This window comes from Clostridium sp. LS (genome assembly GCF_002760435.1).
Classification (GTDB): domain Bacteria; phylum Bacillota; class Clostridia; order Clostridiales; family Clostridiaceae; genus Clostridium.
Genome location: NZ_AUUU01000054.1, coordinates 41,919 through 64,598 on the forward strand (window position 1 = coordinate 41,919; position 22,680 = coordinate 64,598).

The 22,680-nt window shown below is 28.9% G+C and carries 21 protein-coding genes and 1 riboswitch; of the genes, 2 read left to right on the forward strand and 19 right to left on the reverse strand.

Annotated features, from left to right (window positions below; translation table 11 throughout):
• Positions 1–184: 184 nt before the first annotated feature.
• Together COL3_RS14230 and COL3_RS14235 are read right to left on the reverse strand one after the other, a co-directional pair.
• Entirely contained in the window at positions 185–1,156 is a 972-nt protein-coding gene (locus tag COL3_RS14230; RefSeq protein WP_008418007.1) for a CPBP family intramembrane glutamic endopeptidase, read from the reverse strand.
• Positions 1,157–1,453: 297 nt separating this feature from the next.
• Positions 1,454–2,008, reverse strand: a complete 555-nt coding sequence (locus COL3_RS14235; RefSeq protein WP_008418006.1) for a helix-turn-helix domain-containing protein — start codon at positions 2,006–2,008, stop codon at positions 1,454–1,456.
• Between the two features lie 141 nt (positions 2,009–2,149).
• On the opposite strand from COL3_RS14235, the gene COL3_RS14240 reads away from it, so the two are divergent.
• Positions 2,150–3,085, forward strand: coding sequence for a multidrug resistance efflux transporter family protein (locus COL3_RS14240; RefSeq protein ID WP_035282115.1), 936 nt, complete (start codon positions 2,150–2,152; stop codon positions 3,083–3,085).
• Positions 3,086–3,167: 82 nt separating this feature from the next.
• Here the strand turns inward: COL3_RS14240 and COL3_RS14245 are convergent, their stop codons facing one another.
• The 16 genes from COL3_RS14245 to COL3_RS14320 all read right to left on the reverse strand — a co-directional run bounded on the left by COL3_RS14245 (position 3,168) and on the right by COL3_RS14320 (position 21,451).
• On the reverse strand, positions 3,168–4,529 hold the full coding sequence (locus tag COL3_RS14245) for a citrate/2-methylcitrate synthase (protein ID WP_008418003.1): 1,362 nt from the start codon (positions 4,527–4,529) through the stop codon (positions 3,168–3,170).
• A 437-nt stretch (positions 4,530–4,966) separates the two neighbouring features.
• On the reverse strand, positions 4,967–6,466 hold the full coding sequence (locus COL3_RS14250; RefSeq protein WP_035282112.1) for a S8 family serine peptidase: 1,500 nt from the start codon (positions 6,464–6,466) through the stop codon (positions 4,967–4,969).
• A 148-nt stretch (positions 6,467–6,614) separates the two neighbouring features.
• Positions 6,615–6,699: riboswitch (cyclic di-GMP riboswitch) on the reverse strand.
• Positions 6,700–6,808: 109 nt separating this feature from the next.
• Positions 6,809–8,527, reverse strand: coding sequence for a methyl-accepting chemotaxis protein (locus tag COL3_RS14255; RefSeq protein ID WP_008417999.1), 1,719 nt, complete (start codon positions 8,525–8,527; stop codon positions 6,809–6,811).
• Between the two features lie 333 nt (positions 8,528–8,860).
• Positions 8,861–10,042 carry an acetyl-CoA C-acetyltransferase gene (locus tag COL3_RS14260; RefSeq protein WP_008417997.1) on the reverse strand — a complete coding sequence of 394 codons (1,182 nt, stop codon included), beginning with the start codon at positions 10,040–10,042 and terminating at the stop codon, positions 8,861–8,863.
• A gap of 84 nt (positions 10,043–10,126) precedes the next feature.
• Positions 10,127–10,720 carry a TetR/AcrR family transcriptional regulator gene (locus COL3_RS14265; protein ID WP_008417995.1) on the reverse strand — a complete coding sequence of 198 codons (594 nt, stop codon included), beginning with the start codon at positions 10,718–10,720 and terminating at the stop codon, positions 10,127–10,129.
• A gap of 247 nt (positions 10,721–10,967) precedes the next feature.
• Positions 10,968–13,607, reverse strand: coding sequence for an AAA family ATPase (locus COL3_RS14270; RefSeq protein ID WP_008417993.1), 2,640 nt, complete (start codon positions 13,605–13,607; stop codon positions 10,968–10,970).
• A gap of 237 nt (positions 13,608–13,844) precedes the next feature.
• The gene (locus COL3_RS14275; RefSeq protein WP_008417992.1) at positions 13,845–14,315 is read right to left on the reverse strand and encodes a GNAT family N-acetyltransferase; all 471 of its coding nucleotides are present in this window, start codon (positions 14,313–14,315) and stop codon (positions 13,845–13,847) included.
• Between the two features lie 215 nt (positions 14,316–14,530).
• Positions 14,531–15,160: a histidine phosphatase family protein gene (locus COL3_RS14280; RefSeq protein WP_008417986.1), complete on the reverse strand. Its 630-nt coding sequence runs from the start codon at positions 15,158–15,160 to the stop codon at positions 14,531–14,533.
• Between the two features lie 14 nt (positions 15,161–15,174).
• Entirely contained in the window at positions 15,175–16,179 is a 1,005-nt protein-coding gene (locus COL3_RS14285) for a type II toxin-antitoxin system antitoxin SocA domain-containing protein (protein WP_008417984.1), read from the reverse strand.
• Positions 16,180–16,216: 37 nt separating this feature from the next.
• Positions 16,217–16,618 (reverse strand): hypothetical protein, encoded by a 402-nt coding sequence (locus tag COL3_RS14290; protein ID WP_008417982.1) that lies wholly within the window; start codon positions 16,616–16,618, stop codon positions 16,217–16,219.
• Positions 16,619–16,767: 149 nt separating this feature from the next.
• Complete coding sequence (locus tag COL3_RS14295) at positions 16,768–17,376, reverse strand: thioester domain-containing protein (protein WP_008417981.1); 609 nt, start codon at positions 17,374–17,376, stop codon at positions 16,768–16,770.
• Positions 17,377–17,544: 168 nt separating this feature from the next.
• A complete protein-coding gene (gene uraA / locus COL3_RS14300; protein ID WP_008417979.1) occupies positions 17,545–18,837 on the reverse strand; it encodes a uracil permease in 1,293 nt (430 codons plus the stop codon).
• 113 nt (positions 18,838–18,950) lie between these two features.
• The gene (locus tag COL3_RS14305) at positions 18,951–19,661 is read right to left on the reverse strand and encodes an MBL fold metallo-hydrolase (protein ID WP_008417976.1); all 711 of its coding nucleotides are present in this window, start codon (positions 19,659–19,661) and stop codon (positions 18,951–18,953) included.
• Positions 19,662–20,073: 412 nt separating this feature from the next.
• A complete protein-coding gene (locus COL3_RS14310; protein WP_008417975.1) occupies positions 20,074–20,712 on the reverse strand; it encodes a hypothetical protein in 639 nt (212 codons plus the stop codon).
• 119 nt (positions 20,713–20,831) lie between these two features.
• Positions 20,832–21,023 (reverse strand): hypothetical protein, encoded by a 192-nt coding sequence (locus COL3_RS14315; protein WP_008417973.1) that lies wholly within the window; start codon positions 21,021–21,023, stop codon positions 20,832–20,834.
• 152 nt (positions 21,024–21,175) lie between these two features.
• Positions 21,176–21,451 (reverse strand): hypothetical protein, encoded by a 276-nt coding sequence (locus COL3_RS14320; protein WP_008417972.1) that lies wholly within the window; start codon positions 21,449–21,451, stop codon positions 21,176–21,178.
• 530 nt (positions 21,452–21,981) lie between these two features.
• Here COL3_RS14320 and COL3_RS28825 point away from each other — a divergent pair.
• Positions 21,982–22,146 carry a hypothetical protein gene (locus tag COL3_RS28825; RefSeq protein WP_008417971.1) on the forward strand — a complete coding sequence of 55 codons (165 nt, stop codon included), beginning with the start codon at positions 21,982–21,984 and terminating at the stop codon, positions 22,144–22,146.
• 285 nt (positions 22,147–22,431) lie between these two features.
• Here the strand turns inward: COL3_RS28825 and COL3_RS14325 are convergent.
• The coding region (locus COL3_RS14325) for an Ig-like domain-containing protein (RefSeq protein ID WP_143327541.1) at positions 22,432–22,680 on the reverse strand (249 nt) is incomplete at its 5' end.

Here is a 22,680-nt window from a genome sequence, read left to right on the forward strand (position 1 = left end):
CGCATTTAATTTAATGACGTTTTTTATTATACTTAGAAACTAAAATACGTAATAATTAAAAAGTGATAAATGATAAAGTTTAGAAATGAAAGCCATTTACTGATTTCTTCTTAACTTACCACTTATCACTTATTATTTTATACTTTTGCATGTTCAATAAATATTCAGAATAAATTAATCCCCCTTACACAATTCTTTGAATGCTTACAATTACCTCAAATAAATCAAATGCAATGACTAATATTACTAATATTGATGTAAAGAACATAAACATAATGCCTTTTTCAATTCTATTTTCCCATAACCATTCCTTAATATTATTTTTGTTACGAATAAAAGCGATAACTAATACAATTACACTTACTGCCGTAATAGTTAAATCAATAATATTCGCTTTATTCCCACTAACATTAGTTGAAATTTGAGATAATATTTCAACACAAACATTATTAATAATATGCAATAAAATTGTTAATTTAATTGAGTATTCAATAGCGAGATATCCTAATATAATTCCTACTCCCATAGCCATAAATATCTGAAAAAAGTTACCATGCATTAAACCAAATAATAATCCAGAAATTAGTATAGCGAATCTCTTTCCATATTTCTCAAGGCTTCTAAGAACTGCTCCTCTAAAAATTAGCTCTTCAACTACTGGTGCAACTAAACAGGAATAAATAATCGTTGGAATTGTTAATTCATTTAAGGATTCTAAAGCCTCCAATGCAGAATTGGCACTTAACCCCATTAGATTAAGAATATGTTCTAAACCATTTGAAAATAACACTAAAGCACTATTTACTGATAATAATACAATAATACTAAGCACTACGGTTTTTAATGTAAACTTTTTATTTTCTACTCTTAAATCATAGTTGAAGAATTTCCTCCCTCGATAAATTAAAAATGGACTTATTGAAATAATAGCTGCTATTATGCTCATAATACCAATATAAGTTGGATTACTAACTATTTTTTCAAAATCAATCTTATTCACATTCTTTTGCTTTAATAATTCAATTACCATAATTACCAACATGCATATAAAGACAACTATATTTGCAATTAATTCTTTCATCAAGATAGCTAGTCCTAATTTATTAAATTCTCGTTTTATTGATTTCCTTGTAATTTTAGCTTCATTATAATTCATTTAATTTACTCCAACTCCCTTAAATTAATCATTAAAATATTTATAATGATTATTACTTTATTAATTATATAAAATTTCTATATTTTAATTATATTATAAAAATATTTTATCATAACACTTTAATATTTATTGTAACATTTAAATTTTATGAAACGGTCCAAGTTGGAGCGATTAACAGACCATTAGTGGTACTCTTACCTCAGATCCAGCTGCAGTATCCTGGGAACCTAACAGAACTGATGTATTTGTAAGAGGATTGAACAATGCTTTGTTTTAATTATGCACAACAACACTACATTATATGGAATATAGTATAATATTCTGAAATATTGCTTTTTCTTTTGTTAGGTTCCTATAAGTATGTAATTTACTAGCCATAAATCTTAGAGAATTTCCCTTTCGTAATATATAATTGTTATTATTAATTTCCATTTGAATTTCCCCTTCCGTAACAATAATATACTCTTCAACACCATTATTATGAGGGGTAGATGTATGATTACAACCTGGTTCTAATTCTATTGTAAAAATTTCAAAACCTTTATTTGCATCAAAAGGAAATATAGGATATAACTTCATCTTATTGTTATCTTCTACTACTGGAGTAATTTCCTTCTGATTTATTATTAATAATTCATCATGTTCTTCATCAATAAAGAACGAAAAAGATACCTTTAGTCCTGTAGAAATCTTCCATAATGTTGAAACTGTTGGATTTGATTGCCCTCTTTCAATTTGTCCTAACATAGCCTTACTAACACCAGTTAACAAAGCCACCTCTTCTAAGCTCAAATTTCTCTTATACCTAATTTCCTTTAACTTGCTTCCAATAACTAAATTTAAATTATCCATAATTTGCACCTCTAATAAACATTTTGTACGTTATAACATATTTAATATAATATATTGCACATTTTGTTTCATATATATATAATATAACATAATTAAATATATATTTTATAATTTTAAATTCAATATTCTAGGGAGGATATTATTATGAAAGCAATTTTATTCGGAGTAGCTGCATCTTTCTTTTTTGCATTTACTTTCCTATTGAATCAACAAATGAATATTTCTGGTGGCAGCTGGCTTTGGAGTTCATCTCTTAGATATATTTTTATGCTTCCTATTTTACTTATTATCATGGTAATCAACAAACAATTATCTGACGTAGTAAATCATATAGTAAAAAATCCACTTGAATGGATCATTTGGAGTACAATAGGCTTCGGCTTTTTTTATGCGCCTTTAAGCTTTGCCTCTGCGTATGGTGCATCCTGGTTGGTTGCTGGAACTTGGCAGGTGACTATAATTGCTGGTGCTTTAATGTCCCCTTTTTTCTTTAAAATCATTAAAACTAACAATGGAATATTAAAGAGAAGGAATAAGATCCCCAAAAAATCATTACTAATGTCTTCTATAATTTTATTAGGTATATTTTTATTGCAATTTGAAAATACAAAATACATTTCATTATCAAAAACTTTATTAGGAGTTCTACCTGTTATTATTGCCGCTTTTTCTTATCCTTTGGGAAATCGTAAAATGATGGAAATCTGTGGTGATAGCCTTAATACTTTTCAAAGGGTGTATGGCATGACAGTATGCAGTATGCCTTTTTGGATAATTATTTCATTTTCTGGTTTGGTTTCTGTTGGATGGCCGAGTGAAGGACAAGTTGTTCAATCATTAATTGTGGCAGTTTTCTCAGGAATTATAGCTACTATATTATTTTTTAAGGCCACTGATTTAGTAAAAGGTGATGCACATAGACTGGCAGTAGTTGAATCCACTCAGTCTGGAGAAGTCATATTTACGCTTCTGGGCGGGATATTCATTTTTCATGATAAAATTCCAACTACTTTAGGTTTTGTAGGTATTATTTTTGTAGTTGCAGGAATGATATTAAATAGTTTTGTTAATTCATAAATTATAATTTCTTTTTTCTCTCTTTAAATAGTTTGTACAAAAATAGAGCCCATATGAGCTCTATTTTTATAAATTTATAGTGTTATCTCTCTTCTATATGAACATATTTTTTTCTTTTAACAACGCTTTTGTATGCAGGCCTAATTATTTTTCCTGCATTTACGATCTCTTCAATACGATGAGCACTCCATCCTGTTATTCTCGAAATTGCAAAAATAGGAGTAAATAATTCCGGAGGAATATCAAGCATTCTATACACAAACCCTGAGTAAAAATCTACATTTGCACTTATACCCTTGTACATTTTTCGTACTTTTCCTACTGCTTGAGGAGCAAGTTTTTCAACCTTTGCATATAAGTTATATTCATCCTCAAAGCCTTTCTCTTTGGCCAATGCCTCAACATGTTCCTTAAATATAACAGCTCTTGGATCAGATATTGAATATACAGCATGTCCTATTCCGTAAATTAGTCCTGAACCATCAAATGCTTCTTTGTTAAGCAATTTCATAAGATATTCTTCAACCTCTTTATCGTCGCTCCAATCTTTGACATTCTGTTTTATATTTTCAAACATTTGTGTAACTTTAATATTTGCTCCGCCATGACGCGGACCTTTCAATGAACCTAGAGCTGCAGCTATTACTGAATAAGTATCTGAGCCTGATGACGTAACAACATGAGTTACAAATGAAGAGTTATTGCCTCCACCATGTTCAGCATGAAGAACAAGTGCAAGGTCTAATAAAGTTGCTTCAAGCTTTGTATATTTACTATCAGGTCTAAGCATATAAAGAATATTTTCAGCAGTACTTAATTCTGGCTGCGGACTGTGTATAAATAAGCTTTTGTTACCATGATAATGTGAATACGCCTGATATCCATAAACAGCCATTAGGGGAAAACAAGCTATAAGTTTTAAACATTGTTTCAATACATTTTCAATCGTAGTATCGTCGGCATTATTATCTAAACTATAAAATGCCAAAACACTCCTAGCTATTGAATTCATAATATCTTTGCTAGGCATTTTTAATATCATATCACGAACAAAGTCATCTGGTAAACATCTGTACTCTGCTAATAGCTGTTCAAAATCTCTTAGCTCTTCTTTTGTTGGAAGATTGCCAAACAAAAGTAAATAACATGTTTCTTCAAAACCAAAACTACCGTTTTTAAGAAAGCCACTAACGATATCAGATATATCTATTCCTCTATATAGTAATTTTCCTGGTATCGGAACAGTTTCATTTTCTTCTATAATATAGGAACGAACATCTCCAATTTCCGTAAGTCCAACAAGAACTCCTCTTCCATCAATGTCCCTAAGTCCCCTTTTAACCTGATATTTAGTAAATAATTCAGAATCAATTTTGTTGTTTTCACGAGCCTTATTACTAAGATTTTTTAATATCTTTTCTTCAAGTTCACTATTTTTTTTCATTTTAAGCCCCTTTCAAGATAAATTTTTTACCTATTATATAGAATTTTTTTTAGTTTCGTAGTATTATTTTTCCCCACTTACAACGACAACTATTTTTATTGTATTACTTCATTATAAATCTTTTATTTTTAACTCATAAATACATATATAGATAGAAAGATAACATAAGTTTATCAGAACATGAAGTTCTCACAAATTATATAAGAAAATCCTCCAAAAATGATATGATGTAAATAGTAATACAAAAAATATCATTATTTAAGAGGAATAACTCATGTAGCCATTATATCAGAAAAATAAGAAAAATGAAAATGATTTTATTCAGAATATCCTATTTTGACATTATTTTCATATAATTTTGAGATCTTATTAAATTATTATACTGTATTAATTCTTGAATTTCTATATAAGTAACTATTTACCTTATTTCAGGCTATTTAGTATATCTGAAATGAGGCACTGCTTGAACTTCCTAAGTAATTATTATAAGTTGTTTCAGCTAAAACTTTATAAGTACCTTTAGTAGTAGTTCTATATGTAAGTACATCAAATAAAACTTCTCCATACCAATTTGTTATTCCCTTCAATACAGTTGTAGCCCCTTTTGGTGAAGTTATTGTTATTTTTACTGATGCTCCTTGAATTACTTTACCTGATGCACTTGTAATTTTAGCTCCTATATATAGCCTCTCTCCTGCCCTATACGACATTTTATTAGTCGCTACTAATGTTTTAGTTAGCAATGTATTCGGCTGAGCAGCAACTGGTTGAGTTGTAGTTGGTTGAGTTACTACAGGCTGTGTTGTAATTGGTTGTGTTGTAGTTAATGTCTGCACTTGAGGAGCTTGAATTAAACCATAACCATACCAGCTATCTTTTCCTGCTGTACCTAGATCAATGACATTTTCTCTAAGTTTAGCACGTAATTGATTGGGAGAAAGAGACGGATAAGCTTGTTTGAGTAGAGCTAAATCTCCTGTAACAAATGGTGTTGCCATTGAAGTACCACTCATAGTTACATATTGGTTATTTAAATATGTGCTGCGAATATTAGTTCCTGGTGCTGCAACTTCAATTTCATTACCTGTAGACGAAAATGACGCTCTTTGATTGTTAGAATCAGTTGCAGATACAGCAATAACAGAATTGCTATATTTTGCCGGATAATTTACGGTATCTGTAGATCCGTCAGAAGTACCATCGTTTCCTGCTGCAGCTACTACTAAAACACCTTGACTATAAGCCTTGTCCACCTCTTGTTGTAATGCAGCTGATGGCGTTGAACTACCAAGACTTAAATTGATAATGTCCATTTTATTTGTAATACACCAATCTATTCCTGCAATTATATCTGAAAGATAGCCTGAACCATCACTTCCCAATACTTTTACAGCATATAAACTTGCATCATTAGCAACGCCAACTGTTCCATAACTATTGTTTTTTGCTCCTATTATACCTGCAACATGTGTTCCATGTCCATTATCATCTGTATAGGAACTTGTGTAAGAAGTAAAAGCTACACCACCGGCTACTGTTAAATCTTCATGGTTAGCTATGCCAGTATCAACAACACCTATTTTCACGCCTTTTCCAGTTAAATTAGAAGACCATGCAGCTGGAGCCTGGATTTTACTCATACCCCAATCCACTGTTTGTGATTTTACTTTAACTATTACATCTGGTTCTACTGTTAATACATTAGGGTCATTTTTTAAATCTTTAATAGTTGCTGTGGGAACATTTGCAGATAAAACGTTTGCATGTTTATACTCTCGTCTTACACTTCCTCTGGCCCTTGTAACTATATTTTTATCAGCTTGATTTTTAAAAACAACTATTACACGTTCGCTTAATTCAGCTGCATTTGCACTAATATTGGGTATTAGCACAAATAAAAACAAAGTAACCATTAACATTGAAATTAATTTTTTCATTTGTATTCCCCCCTTAATATTGTCTTTATGAAGATCTCTAGATATTAATCTTTTCTTAACTTTTCTTTCTGATTCCCCCATAATTAAGTACATATTTATATAAAAAAGCTATTCCGGAGAATAGCTTTTAAAATTTAATCCTAATATCCTCGGCTTCTGGCAGACATATTCAACTGAACTTAGTCCCTATAGTTTTGCATCTCATTATTTCTAATGATTTGCCTTTTCTTTTAAGATAATTATAACACATGTACCTTCTTTAGACAATTTTCGTCACAAAATTATCATACTTTTTTCCCGTTCCTACAGAATTTTGCTGTCATAGAAATTTATACTTCTCAATTAAATTTTAAACTCATGAACCATTTTATTAAGTTTTTCTGCAAGCTCTGCTTGTTGCTGTGCTGTTACAGCAACTTGACCAATTGCTTTTGTAGTTTCATCTATACTAGCTTTTATGGTTTCAGCATTACCTGATGACTTTTGCGCTGTCCCTGCTGTATTTTGAATAGCATCATTAATTTGATTGATTGTAGATGTAAGTTCTCTAGACATAGATGCAATTTCTCCAGACATGTTCGTAACAAATTCTGCATCTCTATAATATTGGTTTCCTATATCCTTCATAGTTTCAAATTGTGGATCTACGTTTTCCTTTATAAAATTTAAAACATCTCTGCTATTATCGGAAAGATTCTTAAATGCTTCTTGCACTTTTATAATTGTGTCCTGTATGTTAGATACTGCTTGTGATGATTGTTCAGCCAACGCTCTAACTTCCTCGGCTACAACCGCAAATCCCTTGCCTTGTTCTCCAGCCCTTGCAGCCTCAATTGCAGCATTTAGTGCAAGTAAATTTGTTTGTTCAGAAATGTCAGCTATTGTGTCCGCCATAACCTTAATATTGTCCACTATTTTACCATCTTCAATAGCTTTCAATCCTTTTTGTTGTTTTTCGTCATATATCTTTCTTGTTTCCTCAACAGATGCCTTACCTTTTCTTTGCACCTCTGTAGCCCTATTCTTAGATTTATTAGCATTGGTACTTCCTTCTATTGCTCTTTCTGACAAAATGGTAATGCTTGAATTTACTTCCTCTATTGACGCACTTATCTCTTCTGCAGAAGTACTAGTTTCATTAACATCAACCATTATATTATTTATAGCTGATTCTATTTTTTCGGCTTTTGAAGTAAGCTCTTCTACTGTAGCAGAAAGCTCCTGACTGGATGCATTCATACTTTGTGAGTTTTCCATTATTTCTTTTATTAAAATACTCATATCATTTTGCATGACTGATATGGCATTTACTAACTCACCTACTTCATCTTTTCGTGTCAAAAGCACTTTTGATATAGATCCTGTAAAATCTCTCTTAGTTAAAACTTTAATATATTGAACTGTTGCGTTTAATGGTTTAGAAATATCCTTTGAAATAATTAAAGAAATAACGCAAGCTAAAATTCCAGAAAATATAATTATTGCAGCAAAAATCTTTACTGAGAATTTAAAATCGTTAATATTTTGAGTGTTTATCTTTTCAGCTAGATCAGCTCTGTAAACTGCTAAGTCTTTTAAATTTTTTTGAAATTGTTGTACTGTATTATCTATATTTTTATACTTTTCTAATGCTTCTGACTGCTTTCCTTCCATAGCTAATTTTATAATATCGTTTCTTTTTTCTCTGTATTCAGCAAGATTTTTTTCAAGAGTTTTACTTGTTTCTGTTTCATAATCGTCTAGATTATTTTTTTTATACATTTGCCAATTCTGATCAAAAGCACTTGCCTTTGATTGGATGTCAACTAATTTCGCATTTTGTACTTCTGCATTTTGATTGTCTAATATAATGTAATAGATATCCCCTTCAATTGTTTTAGCTAAAGCTCTATTTTCATTTAGCCATTGAACCGGTAATAATGATTCATTATACATTATTGTAATATCTTTATTTGCTTTGGAATTAAAATAATATCCTGTTCCTCCTAGTAAAAAAAGTAATGAAATCATTATCATTGAAAATAAAAATATCTTCTTTCTCATCTTTAAATTATTTAACATTGCTAATCCCCCTCTTATGTAACCCTATAATTTTACTATAATGAATTAACAAATAGCTATTATCGAAAGCTATTTGTATTATTGATAACAATTACATTTTAAATTAAAATTGCCATATCCATCCTATATATGTAATACTATCATTATGACTAAAAAAATCAATCCAAGTAATATAACTGGTACCTATCTATAATCAAAATATAGATATACAATTTTATGTCTTTACATTTTAGAAATATTTCTATAAAAATCAATATCACTTGTACTATGTGATATTTAATATATAAAAAAACTATCAGTTAGATAAAAATCAAAACTGATAGTTTAAAATTATTATTGAACTCTTTCAACTATTAATGCTGTACCTTGTCCGCCGCCTATACATAAGGTTGCAAGGCCCCTCTTAGCACTCCTTTTTTCCATTGCATATAATAAAGTAACCAATATACGAGCACCAGAAGCTCCAATTGGGTGTCCAAGAGCAATAGCGCCACCATTAACATTAACCTTATTCATATCTAGATTTAAGTCTTTAGTAATTGCTAAGCTTTGTGAAGCATATGCTTCATTGGCTTCTATTAAATCTAAATCTTCGGCTTTTAAATTTATTTTATCTAAAGCAGCCTTAGTTGCATAGAATGCACCATACCCCATAATAGCTGGATCCAAGCCCGCTGATCCATAAGAGACTATCTTAGCTAGAGGTTTAATCCCTAATTCCTTAGCTTTATCTGCACTCATTATAACTAATGCTGCTGCTCCATCATTAAGACCAGACGCATTTCCAGCTGTTACAGTACCATTTTCCTTAAAAATTGGTTTAAGTTTTCTCAATGCTTCTATTGTATTGCCAAACCTAGGAAATTCATCAGTATCAAAAACAATTTCTCCTTTTTTCGTATTAATTTTAACAGGGACAATCTCATCTATGAATTGACCGCTTTTTATAGCTTGTTCAGCTTTATGTTGAGATGAAAGTGAAAATTCGTCTTGCTCCTCCCTAGTAATATTCCATTGTTCAGCTATATTCTCTGCTGTTACTCCCATGTGATAGTCATTAAAAGCATCCCACAATCCGTCTTTTATCATTTCGTCAACTAATTCTCCATGCCCCATTCTTTGTCCCCATCTAGCGTTGTTTACTAGAAATGGCGCACTTGACATATTTTCCATTCCACCAACAACAATAGCATCTGCATCACCAGCCTTTATAATTTGAGCTGCTAAACTTATAGATCTTAATCCTGAACCACAAACTTTATTAATTGTAAAAGCGGGTATTTCTATTGGTAACCCAGCTTTAACAGCTGCTTGTCTTGCAGGATTTTGTCCCAATCCAGCTTGAAGGACATTTCCAAAAATGACTTCATTAATTTCTCTTGGATTTAAATTTGCTCTTTTTACCGCTTCCTTTATAACTATTGCTCCTAATTCTACAGCAGGTATATCTTTCAAAGTTCTTCCATATGCTCCTATTGCAGTTCTAACCGCACTTACTATAACTACCTCTTTCATATTATAATTCCTCCTAATAATATATTTTTATTTTATAATAGACCAGTTTGTTTATTTTGTTTTAAAAAATATTAGCCGTCTAAGCTAAATATTTCTTTTACTACTTTTACTTTCTTCATAAATTGCAATTAAATCTCTTAACATCATTCTTAAAATATTAACATCTTTGCTAATTCTGTAATATAATAAATACCCTTCATATATAGCAAAAGCTCTATTCGCTAAAATATCTATCTTATTTTCAGGAACGTCAGAAAATTTTAAAACAGAAGCAAATATATCAATCAATTTTTTCATGGATTTATTATAATATTCTGAGATATCTGGTTCAGAAAAAGCTATCTCCAACCCTAATACTGCAAAAGGACACCCAAAATGCTTTTTATTCTCTGCTTCCTCAATCATTTTATTAACTATTTGATTTATAAAATCTGTCCATTTTTTTTCTTTAGAAGTTTGAAGTATCCATAATCCAATTTTCTTCTCAAAGTAGGCAGAAACATTAATTGCCAAATCCTTTTTGCTTGCAAAATGAAAATAAAATGACCCTTTTGGTAACCCTGTTCCTGACAGAATATCATTAATTCCAGTAGCATTATATCCTTTTTGCAAAAATAACTCTGCAGCACATTCAATCAATTTAGTTTTAGACTGTTCTCCTTTAGATGTTTTAACCACTGGTTCATCTCCTTTTCAATGTTATCAACTTTATGATTTAACAATAGACCATTCTGTCTATTCTGTCAATAAAAATTTATTTTATTAATTAAATATCTTCAGCCATAATAAAAAGTTATAGGCGTTAATTTATTAACGCACTATAACCTTTATCTTTTACCAATGGAATGTAACTATTAGCTTTGCCTTTATTATTGATATTTTAATATCTTTCATGCAATGATAATAAAAATTTATACAATCTAAACTAATACTCCTTTACATCTTCCAATATAAACTTAAGTAATTCTTCTTTATCTCTTATATCTTCCCTAATTATTCTTCCAGCTTGTTTCATTTTTATCTTTTCAAAATATTTTCTTACTAATCTTCCATTACCAAAATTCTTATCTTTATTATCATATTGAGTTTTAAAAATAACTTTCAATTCATCTTTTGCATCTTTCGAAAGGACATAGCTTTCTTTTCTGCATAATCCTTCAAATATCTCCATTAGTTCATCTACATTATAGTCTTGAAATTCTATTGTAAATTTCACTCTGCTTTCCATGCCGGGGTTTAAATCCACTAATTCCTTCATTTCTTGTGTATACCCTGCCATTATAACTACAAGCTTATCTCTGCTATCTTCCATTTCTTTAATTAAGGCCGCTATAGCTTCTTTTCCAAAATCATTTCCATTGCTTCCATTTAAACTATAAGCTTCATCAATAAATAATATCCCACCGTACGCCTCTTTTATTTTACCTAAGGTTTTAGGTGCAGTTTGTCCAACATATTGGCCAACTAAATCTGAACGCGTAACTTCAATCATATGTCCTTTTTTTAGTACGCCAATAACCTCCAATATCTTTCCAATAATTCGTGCCACAGTGGTTTTTCCAGTACCCGGATTTCCTGTAAATATCATATTTAATGAAATATCTTCACATTCAATCCCCATTTCCTTTTTCCTATGCTGAAGTTCTAAAGCATTTATTATTCCTTTGACAATATTCTTAACTTCCTCAAGACCAACCAAACTATCTAGCTCTTCTTGTAATTCCTTCATTTTATCTCGAGCATTAAACTCTAGATTTATCCCAAAATCCTCTGGAGTTAAAGTTACTAATTCTTCTTTTGAGACTTTACTGTCCCCAATTCTAAAGGCTTTTTCTCTTATAGCTGCTTCTAATATATTTCTTGCCGCTCTTGCATTAGCAAAGTTTTCATCTACCTTTTCTATCTTTATTTTCTCTAGAAAAGCTTTTTCAGCATCTTCCTCTAGTTTATAATGATCTTCATCGGCTATACTTTTAGCTATTTGAACCAACTCATAATCTTTATAGTCTTCAAATTCAATTTCTAAGCTAATTCTGCTTTTTAATCCTGGATTTAACTTCATCAAATTTTTCATTTCATTTGTATATCCAGCTAAGATAACAGTGAATTTATCTCTATTATCTTCCATTGCTTTGATTAAAACTTCTATAGCTTCTGCACCATAATCGTTGCTGCCTTCTCCTCCTTTCGCTAGTGAATAAGCTTCATCAATAAAAAGAATTCCTCCCATAGCGTTATCTATTGCCTTCTTAGTAAGCTTTGACGTTTCTCCAATAAACCTTCCAACTATGGCACTTCTATCGACTTCTATTAATTGACCCTTTTCTAAAATTCCTAAATAATAAAATATATCTCCAATTAATCTAGCAACTGTAGTCTTACCAGTCCCCGGATTTCCTAGAAATGCAAAATGATAGCTTTGATTAATATTTTTTTCAATACCTAATACATTTGCTCTATTATTTTCATATTTAATAAGTTGTACAATTCTCATTATTTCTGTTTTTACATTTTCTAATCCGATTAATGATTCAAGTTTGTTTAATGCCTCTTCAAGAGAATTAGATTCTCTATTATAGTCAGTTTTGTAATTCTCTATATTTGAATTATTCTTTTGAATAATCTTTTTATCTTTCAGGATACTGTCTTTATCACTTAATGCCGCGTGATTTTCAATGCCTTTTTCTAGATCTTCTTTTCTCGTTTTTCCCAGATCTTCATTCTTCAGCCCCATATCCATAATATCATCTATTGAGGATTTAACTTTACTTTCATTAATTTGAAATTCTTCACTTGAGTCTAATTCATCAGAGTTGTCCATCTCATCTCTGAGTTCTAGCTCTTGACCCATTCTAGCTTTACTAAGCATTACTTTTTCATATATCTTTGAAACATACTTCGCTGCTTTTTGAGCAATATATGAATCAGCGTTTTCAACTATACTCCTTTTACATTCTTTTAAGCATTCAAAATAATCATCATTTATATATAAAAACTTAATTATATCAAAATCAAGATCGTCATCATTTCCTAATGCCCGAGCCTTTTTTAAAACCTCTAAAATCTTACTCTCATCTTCCCCCTTAGCAATATAGCATTTACTTAATAGTCTAATGGCCTTAAAATTCTTATCATCGACACTTACTGCTAAAGTAGCGTATTGTAACGCTTCATCATAATTATTTCTATAAAATTCTATCTTCCCAAGAGTTATTATTGCATCTAAATTATAGTGATCTAATTCATAGGCTTTTTTTGAAAAATTATAGGCACTTTCAAAATCGTTTATTTGAAAAAAACAACATCCAATAAGTCCTAAATATTTATCATTATTTTCATCATAATATATAGCTGTTTTTAAGCATTCTGTTGCTTTTAAATATTCCTTACAATTATAATAAGTTAATGCTAGAAGATAATGCAACCCTGGATGATCACTAAAACACTTTATAGCTTCAGAGATTATTGTCGTAGATTGATTATAAAAACGTTTATTATTATACTGTTGTATTTCATTTTGAAATCTATGAAATTGTATTTTGTCGTGTAAATCAGTATATTCCATATTTTTCTCCTCCAAAAGCACATTATATTCTCAATACTTATACGCTTACATTTCTTAGTTAAAATTCTCTCATCTCCAAAATTATATCATAAGTCCATATTTTTTTATATTATAACCTATGCAATACAGCTATTCAATTACAAATATAAAAAACCATAATAAGGATTTACTCCTCACTATGGTCTCATTGTATCTTAGAAACTATTTTTCCCAAAAGCATTAAAAATTCTTTTTTTCTTATAATGTTTTTATATACCATGCATCACAAGCATAATGTTCAGTTTCTATTATAGGTTTTTCAAGGCGTGTAAATCCATGCTTTTGATAAAATTTATTGGCACCAATCATATTATTAAAAGTTTCTAGATAACACTTTTTATAATACTTTTTTGCAAATCCCAAAGAAATATCTAATAAATCCTTAGCTATGCCAGTCCCCCTTGCCACCTTTAGTGCATACATTTTTTGTAATTCACAAATATTAGTAGTACTATATAAAGGTCCTATACCACAGCCTGCAACAATTTTATTATTATGTTCTACAACCCAATATTTTGATTTTTCGTTTTGATAAACTTGATAAAATCGCCCTAAGTTAGGGTCTGACCAAGCACATCCTGGTTTATCTACTCCAAATTCTATTAAACAACTTCTTATAAGTAACTCTACCTCTTTATTATCCTTTTCTTGTATTTCTCTAATTAACATAATATCCCCCTATTTATTTTCCTATAAATTTGCTGCTTAAATATTATAGCATATTTTAAAAGCGAGAATTCAATCTCTTATCACAATTAGTCTAAACTCTCATACTTACATCTTTTAACAAAAAGTCAAAGGAAGTGTATAGGCTAATCATTAAATGCGAATTAACCCTTACACTTCCTGATTTTCGAAAAAATATATATAAATAATATTCTTCACTAAACAGTTTTGGCTTTATCTTCTAAATGATTGGTATCATTAATTGAAACTATTGCTGGCTTTAGTTCATCGTTAAAAGTAATTAAATTAATACAAGTATTTCCAAGTGCTATTTTATGATACATTGTCATATCCCATTCAAATATTCCAATAAGACCTGCTTTTATAATTCCACCGTGGGCAACAATTACAATTTTCTTTCCTTTATGTTTAGAAACAATATCCAAAATACATTTACTAGCCCTATTAGCTGCATTCTTGATACTTGCATCTCCACCACAAATATAGCTTTCTCTTTTATCTGTTCTCCAAGCCTTAAATATTTCTGGATATTTTTCACTTATTTCTTTTATAGTTAAGCCTTCCCATTCTCCAAAATTAATTTCTCTTATTTCTGGAGCTACAATTACCTCTTTATTACTATCTTCTGCTAATATTTTTGATGTTTCAAGTGCTCTGCTAAGTGGGCTTGAATATATATAATCGAAATTTCCATCCAGCCTGTCTTTTAACAGTTTTGCTTGCTTAATACCTTCATCAGATAAAGCTATATCTGTACAACCTTGGAATTTCCCTAATGTATTCCACTCAGTTTCACCATGCCTAATAAGTAATACTGTTGTCTTCATATGTTCCCTCTTTCTTACATAGATATTTTACTAATTAAATCAATTGAATATTTTTGTATGTCCATTAAATCCATTATATTATATTTAACTTTGATTCCCTTAAAGTATACTGAAATTAAATTCTTTTCTATTACTACATTTATATTATCATCTTCCACATCATTTTTATCTCTTGTCCTAGATAATATCCATGGTGCTTCATTCTGAGTCATTTGTTTTAGGATTTTCCCACTATAACAACCATAGAATTTAATTACACTTTCAACGATATTTCTTTCAGCATCTTCTAGCTTTAACTTTTCACTATCTAATATATCTCTATTAATTTTTTTATATCCAAATTTCTCATATCTTTCAGCTACACTTCTATAAACTGGACCATCAGCTGTTGCTTCACAATCTTCTGCAAAAATAAAATCATCCATAAACATATAATAAAAACCTTGCACGTAGTATAGTAGCTTTTGGAGAGCACTAGATGTAAGATCTTCACATCTTATTAATATATATTTTATTACTTTATCAAGTTTTTCTTCAATTTCTACACTATCAAGAATCTTTTTAACAGCTTGTCTACTCTTGTTGTAGTCAATTATATTTATTCTTTCCTTATTGGTCTGCAATATAATGGAGTAGTAATTTGCATTATCATAAATTTTATTTAGAATATCTGAATTAGAAACTGTCGGGATATCTCCCTCTAAATATCTTCTTAAAGCATTACTTTTCCATCCTAATAATAAAGATAACGCTTCTTCATTAATCGAATATTTAAACATAATGTATTTTATTGCCTCAACACTAATTATATTATGTAATTTTCTATATTCATCATATAAGCTATTCAAATTATAGTCACACACATCTGAAACAAAAATTTCATTGTTACATGTATTGCAAAAAGCTTCTTTAGCAATATAGCTTATTTCTTCCCCATTTAAAATAGACAATTTGCTTTTTTTATGTATTATATATTCATTTTCATTCATACAATATTCACAAAATGCTAGCTGCCTCATAAAATATTATCCCTCCTCAAAATTGGAGCTAATCGCTTTATTTAAAAAGATATGTAATAGGCTTATTTCTTTTATGCATTGAAACTAACGTTCTATATTGTCCTAAATCATTGCATATTACATTAAACTTTAAATATATATCCACCAATTCTTTTTTATCTTCAATATTGTATAATTCCTTTTGTATGCAAAAAACATATAAATTATTTCGTTCTATTCCATCTTTCATATTCTGAAGCCCATAGCAAAAGTTAGTATAATCTAAATTATATAAAATGTTAATTCTTTTATTTTCATTAATGTTATATTCCTCAATGAACTGAATATTTTCAAGCTTATTCTCATCTAAAGATATTGTATATGCATTTTCTTGAACACAATCTTTTATAATATCTATTAAATTCTTAATTTGATTTTCAGTGTAATCCTTTAATAACACTTTTTTCACCACCTTAGTAAAGCGCGTTAGGAATAATATAACAAAAGGGTATCATTTAAATCTATTCATGTCAATAAAAGCAAAAAAATGACTAGATATTCTTTTATCTAGCCATTTATTTATATAATAAATTAAGAGATATCTTTGAACTATCCCTCCTGTGGTGGATATTCAGCTTGCTTGGTTTCAGCTTTTTCTTCGCTAATCAAATCGTCAACGGATATGACTACCACCTCTTGTATTGATGGGTCACTAGTTTTATATATTTTGCTTTGTATTACGTTATTGTATTTTGCATTTATTCCATCATTATATATATTATTTATAGCTGCAATTATTTTAGGATTATCACCTTTCATCATAGTAACATCATAACCTGAAATTAAACTCCAAATAGCAATTTGTGTAGCAAAATATGCTTCATTTTCATTATCTAAATTTAACTCAGTTACAGATCTATTTGGATATCCTGCAGCAAGAATATTATTGAGCTTTTCATTAATTTCATCGCTTATTGAAAAGTTTTGACCTGTTGGATAATTTCTGTTTATCTCCAAGCAATACGTCACATTATTACTTCCCTCTATCCTAAGCTTTCTTGCTGTAATATTATAACCGTCATATTGGACAGTATACAATGGTTGTTTATCAGTTATTATTTTGAATGTATCTGGCATACTTGCGCCGACTATATTGGTTAAAAATAAAGAAAAAATAATAAAATAGTTTACTATTTTCGTATAAAATTTAACTTTCATGTTTTTCACTCCTAGCATTTATATTTTAATATAGTTTTTGCATTTTTTTCTTACCTATTCATTATTTATTAAAAATAAAAAATTAAGCAAGAATACAAAATATTAAGATAAATTTATAGTTTAGGAGGAAACAAAAGCACTCTAAATTAATAGAGTGCGATTTTATTCTTATTCTTTTTCGTTCATTATTCCAAGTTTATCAAAGATAATAAAGCATATACTCATAGCCATAGCTACAACAGTAGCTAATCCCATTCCTTTTAATTCTATTGTACCAAGCGTCATCTTAATACCACTTAGTCCAACAATAAATATTACTGATGTTAATATCAGATTTCTAGATTTAGAAAAATCAACTTTTTCTTCTATAAAAGTTCTTAAACCTGAAGTTGCTATAGTTCCAAATAATAAGAAACTAATCCCCCCTATAACTGGAGTTGGAATTGTGCTAATAAGAGCCGAAATCTTTCCTGAAAATCCCAAGAGCACAGATATTACCCCGGCTCCAGCAATTACATAAACACTATATACCTTAGTTAATGCCAATACCCCTATGTTTTCACCATAAGTTGTTGTTGGAACTGAACCAAACATCCCTGAAATTATAGTTGATAATCCGTCTCCAAGTAAAGATCTATGTAATCCCGGATCTTTTGCTAAATCTTTTCCTACAATACTGCTAGTAACTTTTAAATGACCAACATGTTCAGCAATGACAACAAATGTTGCTGGTAAAATAGTTAATATTGCATTTATATTAAAATGAGCGACTTTTACATTTGGTAAAACAAAGAAGCTTGCATTACTAACTGTACTAAAATCTATCAATCCCATATAAAATGCAGTAATATATCCTACTACTACTCCTATTAAAATAGGTATAACCTTTAAAAATCCTCTTAATAATATATTAGATAAAATCACTGTAGCTAGAGTTACCATTGAAACAATTACCCATGTTGTGTTCAAAGTTTGCGAATTACTTAAGCCTACTGGAAAACCAGCTTGATCAGCAGCATTACCAGCTAATTCCAAACCTATGATTGTAATTATTGAACCCATAGCTGCAGGTGGAAATAATTTATTTATCCATCCCATGCCAGTATAACCTACAATAATTGCAATTATAGAAAATGCAATTCCTACAAATACAAAACCACCTTGTATAGTTTGAAAATCATAACCTTGACTATACAAAAGTAATACTGGTGAAATAAAAGCGAAACTTGATCCTAAATATGCTGGAATTTTCTTTTTAGTAAGAAATGCATATAATAATGTACCAATACCATTAAAAAATAATACAGTTGTAGGATCGATTTTAAAAATTAAAGGTACTAGAACTGAGGCTCCAAACATAGCAAATAAATGCTGTATACTTAAGGGAATTGCCCTCTTTAAAGGTATCATATCACCTACATCTACAAAATTTTTTTCATTTTTTATATCTTCTTTTACCATCTTATGTTCCCCCTTCTTAGTTTCTCTGAACTAAATTAAAAGTATGCTTTACAAAGGTTAACATAAATACTCGAACTTTGTCAATAAATTTATTTAATATTCAATATAAATTATTAAATACATTTAACGACGCAACATCCATTTTTTTCAATTTCACTAACAGTTATATTATTATCAAGATGCATACAATACACTTTATTCCTAAACTCATGTGGGACTAACTCACAAAGTTTTCTTAAAGATAGATGAACATTTCCTTCATAATCTAATCCACAAGTATCTTGATAAATTCTGTATATTTCATCATTTTTTAATTTGTTAATTATTTCTTTGCTTATTATATTACTATCTCCGCTATAATAAATTATTTTTCCATCTAAATTTAAAGTAAATCCGAATGCTGGGATAGAATCTGAATGAGAAGCAGGGAAAAATTCCATGTAAAACTCTCCCAATTTATCATCTGTAATATTTATATTGCGCAAGCTCTTGATAGCATACATTTCTTCACTCACCCCTATATTTGCTAGAAAGTCTCTAATTAGTTTTTCTTCGGGGAATAAAATATTTATATTTGTTTTCAAAATGTAGTGAGAATAAAATATTAGGTCACCAAGACTCCCCACATGATCCGGATGTGTATGAGTAATAACAACATATATTTTATTAATTCCATCAAGTATCTTTGATTCTTGTAGTTTATGAAATACAGTTCCACCACAATCAATAAGAAGTAAACTATTATCTTGTTTAATAAATGCGCTTGTATTACCTAATTTAGTATTAAAAGCACTTCCTGCACCTAAAAAATTTAATTCTTTCATATTTCATCTCTTCTTTCTAAGTTACGTTGCGTAACTGTTCAATATTTTTTTGCAAACACATGACAAAGTATATTATTATTCTTTTTTAATAAATATCAAATGCAACCTATACGTAAATTTAAAATAATCTCCTATTAGGTTAATATAACTTAACGTCCTTGCTTTTTTAATAATCTTTATAATGAATTCTATGCTACATATTTTCATAAAAATAAGAGTAATAAAGATATCCCTCTATTCCCCTTATTTTTTGATTTACTTAAAATGTAATAGTAATAATTATACCAATATTTACAAAATCATTTTAATACATACATAAATAAAAATCTATGCTTTTATATAATTTTGTAATACTTTACAAAATTAAGAGTATACAAAGAACCCTATCTCTAAGGTTCCTAATACCAAAGAATCATAGCGATTCAAAAAGTTCCTGAAAAGTATCATATTCTTCCTTCTCATTAAAACCCACCCTATCTTCCACAAATGTTGTATAAACATATTTAAATAAATCAGGATTGACCCCATTAAGTAAATTGTTAAGTTCTTTTCTTTTAGAAGATAGGAAGCGGCTTATATTTTCTAGTTTTTTAATTTCATCGCAACTATGTATAGTTGCCATTCCATTTTTTTTATCTACAATTAAATCCTGTGCTCCTTCCACTACATATTTCCAAGATATTATATCCCAAAATCTATTTGCAATTCTTAATTTTATATAAAATTCTTTTTCCTTATCAATAGTAAGTCTATATCTTACTTCGTTTTTTTTACTATCTAGCTTTAACAATAATATTTCTAATCCATTGAAATCAGCTATAATTGGATTTCCTTCAAAAACCTTAAATCCGTTTTTATTAAAATAACTAACAAATTCCTTATTAAAATTTATACTAGCATCTAAACACTTGCTTTCACATTCTTCCATAATTTTAGTATCAATATTTATTAAAAAATCAAATTGGTGTATTATTAAATTTTTTATTCTCTCAATTTCTTCTTCTTTATTTTTCTTTTCAATAAAATCATTTTTTAGTTTTTCTATATTCATAAAATCACCCCTCATACTTGTAAGTTATACTATAAAAATCTAAAATGTGAAGTGATTTCGTATTTTATTTTAATATTAATTATAAAAGGACTACCAACTTTATGGTAATCCTCTCGTTTTTATTTACTCTTTAATTCTTCAATTTCCTTCTCTAAACTTTCCACTCTCTGTAGTAAATCTTTTAAGGTAATTTTTTTCTCTTGATTTATGGTTGTGATATCAGAATCGTTCTTTTTCTTTTTAGATGTTTTCTTTTTTGAATCCTTTGCTTTTTCTTTTGCATCCTTTTTTAATTCATTATCTTTTCCCATAATCTCACCTCTTATAAAATATTTAATATCCCTTTTTTGACATTTCATATATTATAATTCTACAAAAAGTAATAATATCCTTTATTCTCTACAAAATTAACATAAAAAGATCATCTAATAATAAATAAACATTTTCAATAAATTAATTAATTTTAATTGTAAAAATCATAAAATGAATTATTTGTATAAACTAGTGGGTTCGTTATATTTTCATTTAAAGCTTGTTCATTTAACAAACACTCCAATTGTTCTACTAATAATTTTAGCCTTTCTATATTGTAATCAACTTGAAAAAAAATTTTACATGATGTACACTTTGAATTATTTTTAAGAATTAATAAATTATCTAGAGCATAAATTATCGCACTTACAGATTCATTTACTTCAGTTATATTTACCAACTCGTTTAACTTAAAATTGTTGCTCATTTATAATCCCTCCTAAAAAATAATTATTGATTATTATGATTAATTCAACAAAGTTTAATAAATTCCTTTTTATTAATATTGAATTTTCAGAAAATTTAATCATTTTTTATATTTTTCCCTCTTATATAAGTTGAAAAATTTCGAATATGATTAGTATTATAATTCTAAGAAAAATAAAACCAGGGCTTATTCTTAAACCCTGGTCTGTTTCGAAACAAGTGTGCTTATGGGGATTTTAAAGTTATTTTCGGAGTAATCCTAAAATATTATTGTTAAAATCATTGTCCATGAGAACCACCTCTTTCGATTATTATTGTATACATTAATAAATTAAATATACTAATTTTTCTGTTGGTAAATTATACAACTTTCGAAGAGAAACTATTTAGAATTTCTAATCCAAAGTTAATTTCATAAATATAAATCAAAAATATTTTTTCTGTAAATAAAATATTTGCGACTAAAACTAATTATTTGAAACAAAATATATACATAAATTTTAAATTTGGATACTTGCAAAGGAGTAAAGTATGGATATAAACGTAGGTAAAGAAATTAGTGGAATTGATATTTATGGCAGTAAAGTTAAAGGAGAAATTACAGGTATATCTAATATACTTAGAATTGTAACTGTTAAAACAGGAGAAGATAGACTCGATGTAACCACTGTAAGTTTAGATAATATCAATGATTAACACCATATAATTCAGCTCAACTTTTACAACTCAAACGTTTAATTATTAATATCAAAGTAACAAAAATGCTCTATATTATTAATTTTCCAAACAATAACAAATTAAAATATTGCATAGTTTAAAAATGCAATATTTTAATTTATTGTCTTTTCTACAATTGACTATTCAATATAGGTAGATTCAACTTAATATCTTTAGCCCTATTAGACTAAATTAGCATACTCTACTTACAATTTTATTTATGAAAATAGAGTAGCTTTTACTACTCTATAAAATCATCTATGTTTATTTTACAGTAACTTTGCAAGTTGCTTTTTCACCACTTCCATCTTTTGCTTTACACGTTATAGTTGCTGTTCCAACTTTTTTTGCTGTTATTTTTCCACTGCTGCTTACTGTTACAACACTAGTCTTGCTACTGCTCCATGTTACTGCAGTATTACTTGCATTACTTGGAGACAATGTTGCTGTTAAAGTTGCTGTATTGCCTTTTGATAGGCTTAAGCTCGTCTGACTTAATGTTATTCCTGTTAC

Excerpts from the sequence above, each read along its gene's own strand:
- COL3_RS14230 (WP_008418007.1), bottom strand. The coding sequence starts at position 1,156 with ATGAATTATAATGAAGCTAAAATTACAAGGAAATCAATAAAACGAGAA.
- COL3_RS14235 (WP_008418006.1), bottom strand. The coding sequence starts at position 2,008 with ATGGATAATTTAAATTTAGTTATTGGAAGCAAGTTAAAGGAAATTAGG.
- COL3_RS14245 (WP_008418003.1), bottom strand. The coding sequence starts at position 4,529 with ATGAAAAAAAATAGTGAACTTGAAGAAAAGATATTAAAAAATCTTAGT.
- COL3_RS14250 (WP_035282112.1), bottom strand. The coding sequence starts at position 6,466 with ATGAAAAAATTAATTTCAATGTTAATGGTTACTTTGTTTTTATTTGTG.
- COL3_RS14255 (WP_008417999.1), bottom strand. The coding sequence starts at position 8,527 with ATGTTAAATAATTTAAAGATGAGAAAGAAGATATTTTTATTTTCAATG.
- COL3_RS14260 (WP_008417997.1), bottom strand. The coding sequence starts at position 10,042 with ATGAAAGAGGTAGTTATAGTAAGTGCGGTTAGAACTGCAATAGGAGCA.
- COL3_RS14270 (WP_008417993.1), bottom strand. The coding sequence starts at position 13,607 with ATGGAATATACTGATTTACACGACAAAATACAATTTCATAGATTTCAA.
- COL3_RS14275 (WP_008417992.1), bottom strand. The coding sequence starts at position 14,315 with ATGTTAATTAGAGAAATACAAGAAAAGGATAATAAAGAGGTAGAGTTA.
- COL3_RS14280 (WP_008417986.1), bottom strand. The coding sequence starts at position 15,160 with ATGAAGACAACAGTATTACTTATTAGGCATGGTGAAACTGAGTGGAAT.
- COL3_RS14285 (WP_008417984.1), bottom strand. The coding sequence starts at position 16,179 with ATGAGGCAGCTAGCATTTTGTGAATATTGTATGAATGAAAATGAATAT.
- COL3_RS14295 (WP_008417981.1), bottom strand. The coding sequence starts at position 17,376 with ATGAAAGTTAAATTTTATACGAAAATAGTAAACTATTTTATTATTTTT.
- uraA (WP_008417979.1), bottom strand. The coding sequence starts at position 18,837 with ATGGTAAAAGAAGATATAAAAAATGAAAAAAATTTTGTAGATGTAGGT.
- COL3_RS14305 (WP_008417976.1), bottom strand. The coding sequence starts at position 19,661 with ATGAAAGAATTAAATTTTTTAGGTGCAGGAAGTGCTTTTAATACTAAA.
- COL3_RS14310 (WP_008417975.1), bottom strand. The coding sequence starts at position 20,712 with ATGAATATAGAAAAACTAAAAAATGATTTTATTGAAAAGAAAAATAAA.
- COL3_RS14315 (WP_008417973.1), bottom strand. The coding sequence starts at position 21,023 with ATGGGAAAAGATAATGAATTAAAAAAGGATGCAAAAGAAAAAGCAAAG.
- COL3_RS14320 (WP_008417972.1), bottom strand. The coding sequence starts at position 21,451 with ATGAGCAACAATTTTAAGTTAAACGAGTTGGTAAATATAACTGAAGTA.
- COL3_RS28825 (WP_008417971.1), top strand. The coding sequence starts at position 21,982 with ATGGATATAAACGTAGGTAAAGAAATTAGTGGAATTGATATTTATGGC.